The organism is Acidobacteriota bacterium (genome assembly GCA_034211275.1).
In the GTDB taxonomy this organism is placed as follows: Bacteria; Acidobacteriota; Thermoanaerobaculia; order Multivoradales; family JAHZIX01; genus JAGQSE01.
The window spans coordinates 1-5,000 of record JAXHTF010000024.1; the positions used below are offsets into that span (position 1 = coordinate 1).

Genomic DNA, 5,000 nt, shown 5'->3' on the forward strand with positions numbered 1-5,000 from the left:
ATACCGACGGTCAGCTGGTGGCGGAGGACGAGCTTCTGGTCAACTCCGGAGGCAATCGCTTCCAGGTCCAGCTCATCGAGCCCCGGCGCGGCCAGAGCTACCAAAAGAGCTTGCTGGCCAAGGCGGAGGTGGATCTGCCGGAGGGGCGCACCTTGGAACGGCTGGAGATCTACCTCAACGAGAGCCTGGTAGCCACCCTCTATCAGCCCCCCTTCACCCAGCCCGTGGCGCTGCCGTCGGAGGAGGAGATCTCGTTCATTCGAGCGGTCGCCTATCTCCCCGACGGCAACAGCACCGAAGACTTAGTGTTCATCAACGCACCGGAGTACTTGGAAGAAGTGGAGGTGCAGTTCGTCGAGCTCTACACCACCGTCTTCAACCAGGACGGCCGCCCCGTCCAGGGCCTCTCCCGGGAGGATTTCCAGGTCCTCGAGGACGGCGTGGAGCAGAAGCTCATGCGCTTCGACGCGGTCACCGACCTGCCCATCCACGTCGGCATCGTGCTCGACAACTCCGGCTCGATGCGCGAGTCCCTGCAGCAGACCAAGACCGCCGCCCTCAGCTTCTTCCGCCAGGTAGTGGGTTCCCAGGACCGTGCCGCGGTGATCACCTTCAACCGCCTGCCGGTGCTGGCGGTGAAGCTCACCAACGACCTGCCGACTCTCGGCGCCGGTCTCGCCGGCCTCACCGCCGAAGGCGAGACGGCGCTCTACGACAGCCTGATGTTCAGCCTCTACTACTTCACCGGCATCAAGGGCCAGCGGGCTCTGCTGCTGCTCTCCGACGGCAAGGACGAGATCAGCCGCTTCGGCTTCGACGAGACCCTCGAATACGCCCGCCGGGCCGGCATCACCATCTACCCCATCGGCCTCCAGCTACGGGACTTCGAAGCGCGGCGAAACCTGCAACAGCTGGCCGACGAGACCGGCGGCCGGGCCTTCTTCATCGGCGACATCACCCAGCTGGACCAAATCTACGAGCTCGTGCAGCAGGATCTGCGCTCGCAATACTTGCTGGCCTACCAGAGCTCCAACACCGACGACTCCGGCGATTTCCGCAGCATCGAGGTACGGGCCAAGCCGAGCGGATTGGAGGCCAAGACCATCAGCGGCTACTATCCTTGATAGCCTGTCTCCCGCATTGACCGCGCCGTCGGCGCAGAAAGCCGCTGTCCTCCATGGCCGAAAAGACTGCATCCAAGAAGACCTCGTCGAAAACGAAGAAAGCCCGCCAGAACAGCTCTAAGAAGAGCTACGACGCCATCGTCTTGGGGCTCGGTTCCATGGGCTCGGCGACGGCCCTGCACCTAGCCCGCCGAGGCCTGAAGGTGCTCGGCATCGATCGCTTTCGGCCACCCCACGACCAGGGCTCGCACCACGGTGGTTCCCGGGTGATCCGTCAGGCCTACTTCGAGCATCCCGACTACGTACCCCTAGCGCTCCGCGCCTACGAGCTGTGGGAAGCGTTGCAGAAAGACTCGCGACAGGACCTGATGCGGCTCACCGGGGCGTTGATGGTGGGAAAGCCGGACTGCGAGGTGGTGGCCGGCAGCCGGGCGGCGGCCGAGGAGCACGGCTTGGAGTATGAGCTGTTGGAGGGAGCGGACCTTTACCGACGATTCTCTCCCTTCCGACCGGCGGGCGGTGGAACCGTGGGCCTCTTCGAACCCGCCGGTGGCGTCGTGTATCCGGAGAAGGCGATCCGAGCCAACTTGCGCCTGGCGCGCCGCGCCGGTGCCGAGCTGCGGTACAAAGAACCCGCGGAAAGCTGGGAAGTCGAGAGCGACGGCGTCCGAGTGACCACCGGCAAGGGCACCTACTCCGCGGGTCGACTGGTGCTCTCCACCGGACCTTGGTTGAGCTCCGTCGCGCAGGAGCTCCAGCTACCCATTCAGGTCACCCGCCAGACGATCGCCTGGATGGCCCCAAGCAAGACCCTGGCACCCTTTCTCCCAGACATCTTCCCCGCCTGGGTCTGGGAGGCGGAGGGCGAACCGATTTTCTACGGCCTCCCGGCGCTGGACGGCTTCCGGGGCGGCGTCAAGGTGGGCATCCACACCCACGGCCCGCAGACCGATGCGGAATCCGAGGAGCGCAAATTCACCGAGAAGGACGGCGAAGCCTTCCACCAATTTCTCAGCCGTCACATGAAGACCCTCGATGGCCGCGTGCTGCGCGGAGCCGTCTGCCTCTACTCCAACACCCCCGACGGTCATTTCCTCCTCGGCCCCCACCCGAACCATGCCCAGGTTCTCGTCGCCGGCGGCTTCTCCGGCCATGGGTTCAAGTTTTCCCCACTCATCGGGGAGATCCTCGCGGATCTGGTGGAATCCGGGGAGACCCAGCATCCCATCGGGCTCTTCGCGTTGGACCGGTTCGCGGGTAGCTAACGGACTAGCTAGGGGCGGCCTCGGTCGGCGCTGGTCACCCCCAACCGCAGATCCCCCAAGCGCTCCGGCGCCAGCCATCGCCGCTCGCCAGCTCCAGTAGCTCCCAACACGAAGGCACACGGAGCAGGACCGAAGCGCTCCAGCCGACCGGCCAGCCAGCCGTTCCTCGACGCCGGGGTTGCCACGGCCACCGGCGAGCCGGGAAGCTCTCTGACCTCCGCATCGAGCTCCGGCCAAGGGCGGGGAGCCGCCTCCCGAAGGCCGTAGGCCAGGCCTAGCTGCTCGAGGATCAGTCCTGCATCCTGCACCGCCAGCACCACCGTCTCGACTCCCGCGACCGCGAGGGCCGGTCCCGTAGGCCGTACCCAGTCCGTCTCGGGAGCCTCGATGCGTAGCTCCCGACGCGTGAGATCTTCGATCAAGAAAGGCAGCATGCTCCCCGGTGGCCCCTCGCCGGCGAACCCCAGCAGCCAGCGCAGGTGAACTCCGTCCGGGCGATGGCGGTCCAGGGGCTCGGGGCCGCGCACGGGAATTCCAAGGGCGTCGAGGCGAGCCAGCTCCGCCTGCACATCGTCGCAGCGTACGGCCCAAGCGCAGGCACCTGCGTCGGCGACGATCTGAGGTCCCCAGAGCGGTGCATCGGTCGCTCCGGGCTCGAGGGTGGAGATGGCTTCCAGATAGCTGCCGTCGGCCATGGGAGTCACCGCCATGTGGGTGATGCCATTGGAATGGGCTCCACCGTAGGCCGTGGCGAGACCCGCTCCGGCGAGGCGCTCCCTCAGCTCTCCCAAGTCCCTTCCTGCAACCGTGATGTGATCGATGGCCCCTAGCAACTCACCCATACTCTCCTCCTCTCAACCTCTCCGCCCAACCGGTTCTCCGGAGCCAATCCGCCCCACTCTCCCACCCGTAGAATCGGGTAGAAAACAGGGTAAGCAGACCTGCTTCCCGGAACATCCGGGCTGCTTCGACCGTCCGAGTTTCCAACATTCCACTACGAGGAGATCCCCTCATGGTCCCCCTGCGTCTCCAGCCGCTCTGTGAACCCTGGCCGAGAAGCCGGCGGCGGGGGGTTTTGGTGCTCCTCGCCCTCTTCGGGCTAGTCTTCGGCTCCCGTTCACTACCGGCCTGGGGCGAGCCGGAACAACGATTCTCCCATGAGGCTTGGGGAGAGGTGCTGGAGGCCTTCGTCGACGACCAGGGCCTGGTGGACTACGCGGGGCTCCGAGATTCCGACGACCGGCTTCGGGCCTATTTGGAGCAGATCCACCAACGAGGTCCCGCCAACGCGCCGCACCTCTTCCCGGATCGGGACCATCAGCTGGCCTACTACATCAACGCCTACAACGCGCTGGTCTTCGAGGGCGTGCTGTCCAAGGGGCCAGGACTGAAATCCGTGTGGGGATGGACCGGCACCGGATTCGGATTCTTCTTCGCCATGGATGTGGAGGTCGAGGGTCGGACCACCAACCTCAAGAACTTCGAGGACGACGTAATCCGAGAGGGCTTCCAGGATCCGCGAATCCACGCCGCCCTCAACTGCGCCTCCCGGGGTTGCCCGCGACTCCCCCGCCAGCCCTTCCTCGGCGCGGAGCTCGACCAGCAGCTGGACACCGCCATGACCGAGTTCGTCACCGACCCGCGGCACGTGAGGGTAGACGTCAAGGCGAGAACCGTAGCCTTTTCCCAGATCTTCGATTGGTTTCGGGAGGATTTCCTCTCCTACGAGAGAGGCCAGGGATCGGAGGAGCCGAACCTCCTCACCTACGTCAATCGGTATCGGCCGGACGGCCAGAAGATTCCAGCAGACTTTCGGGTAGAGTTTCTGGACTATGACAAAAGCCTCAACGCTCAGCGCTGACGGCGCTGAGGCTGCTGAGAGCCTCCGCAGCGTGAGTGCGGGAGTCCGAGTTCGGCGGTGGCTGGCGGCCTTGGCGGAGCCCATACCCGCCGAGCGCGGGCGACTCAACGAGGCTCGTTGGGCTCTGCTGCCGGAGCGGCTGCGAACGTCCCAACAAACCATGGGTCGTGGCCACCATTCCTGTGGTGCCACCTACGGCGTGATGGAGCGCTGCGACTTCGCCTGCACCAGCTGCTACCTGAGCAAGACCGCCAACGCCACGACACCCCTCGAGGAGGCGAAGGTCCGGGCGCAGCTAGATGCGCTTCGTGCCTATCTCGGCCCCCAGGGCAAAGCCCAGATCACCTCCGGCGAGGTCACCCTCCTACCGGTGGAGACTCTTGGAACCTACGTCGCCTATGCCCGCAAGATCGGTCTCGACCCGATGGTCATGACCCACGGCCAGCGGCTCCTCGAGAAGCCTGAATATCTACGGCGACTGGTGGCCGATTTCGGCCTCAAGAAGCTCTCCATCCACGTCGACTCCACACAGCGCGGACGGCGAGGCTGGCGCCGAGGCATCGAAGAGCAGGAGCTCCACCCCATCCGGGATGCCTACGCCCACCTGATCCGGGAGACGCGGCGTGCTACCGGACGAACCCTCCACGTGGCCACCACCGTGACCGTGCATCTTGGCAACCTGGAGCAGATTCCGCAGATTCTCGATTGGATCCTCGACAACAACGATGCGTTCCGCATGGTCAGCTTCCA

5 protein-coding genes (1 of these 5 running past the window's edge) are annotated in these 5,000 nt (G+C 65.2%); 4 read left to right on the plus strand and 1 reads right to left on the minus strand.

Going from position 1 to position 5,000, the window contains the following annotated elements:
* Together SX243_06350 and solA are read left to right on the plus strand one after the other, a co-directional pair.
* On the plus strand, positions 1-1,124 hold a 1,124-nt coding region (locus SX243_06350), incomplete at its 5' end, for a VWA domain-containing protein (protein ID MDY7092581.1).
* Positions 1,125-1,177: 53 nt separating this feature from the next.
* Positions 1,178-2,389 carry an N-methyl-L-tryptophan oxidase gene (solA, locus tag SX243_06355; protein MDY7092582.1) on the plus strand — a complete coding sequence of 404 codons (1,212 nt, stop codon included), beginning with the start codon at positions 1,178-1,180 and terminating at the stop codon, positions 2,387-2,389.
* Positions 2,390-2,397: 8 nt separating this feature from the next.
* On the opposite strand, the gene SX243_06360 is transcribed toward solA, so the two are convergent.
* Entirely contained in the window at positions 2,398-3,231 is an 834-nt protein-coding gene (locus SX243_06360; GenBank protein MDY7092583.1) for a VOC family protein, read from the minus strand.
* 170 nt (positions 3,232-3,401) lie between these two features.
* Here SX243_06360 and SX243_06365 point away from each other — a divergent pair, with 170 nt between their 5' ends.
* Positions 3,402-4,250 carry a DUF547 domain-containing protein gene (locus tag SX243_06365; protein ID MDY7092584.1) on the plus strand — a complete coding sequence of 283 codons (849 nt, stop codon included), beginning with the start codon at positions 3,402-3,404 and terminating at the stop codon, positions 4,248-4,250.
* A gap of 31 nt (positions 4,251-4,281) precedes the next feature.
* A protein-coding gene (locus SX243_06370; GenBank protein ID MDY7092585.1) for a hypothetical protein crosses the window boundary here: on the plus strand, positions 4,282-5,000 show its 5' portion. The gene runs 631 nt beyond the window's last position; 719 of the gene's 1,350 nt are visible here — the first part of the coding sequence; it begins with the start codon at positions 4,282-4,284; its stop codon lies off the right edge, out of view.

Coding starts and splice junctions, on each gene's coding strand:
- solA (MDY7092582.1), top strand. CDS start 1,178: ATGGCCGAAAAGACTGCATCCAAGAAGACCTCGTCGAAAACGAAGAAA.
- SX243_06365 (MDY7092584.1), top strand. CDS start 3,402: ATGGTCCCCCTGCGTCTCCAGCCGCTCTGTGAACCCTGGCCGAGAAGC.
- SX243_06360 (MDY7092583.1), bottom strand. CDS start 3,231: ATGGGTGAGTTGCTAGGGGCCATCGATCACATCACGGTTGCAGGAAGG.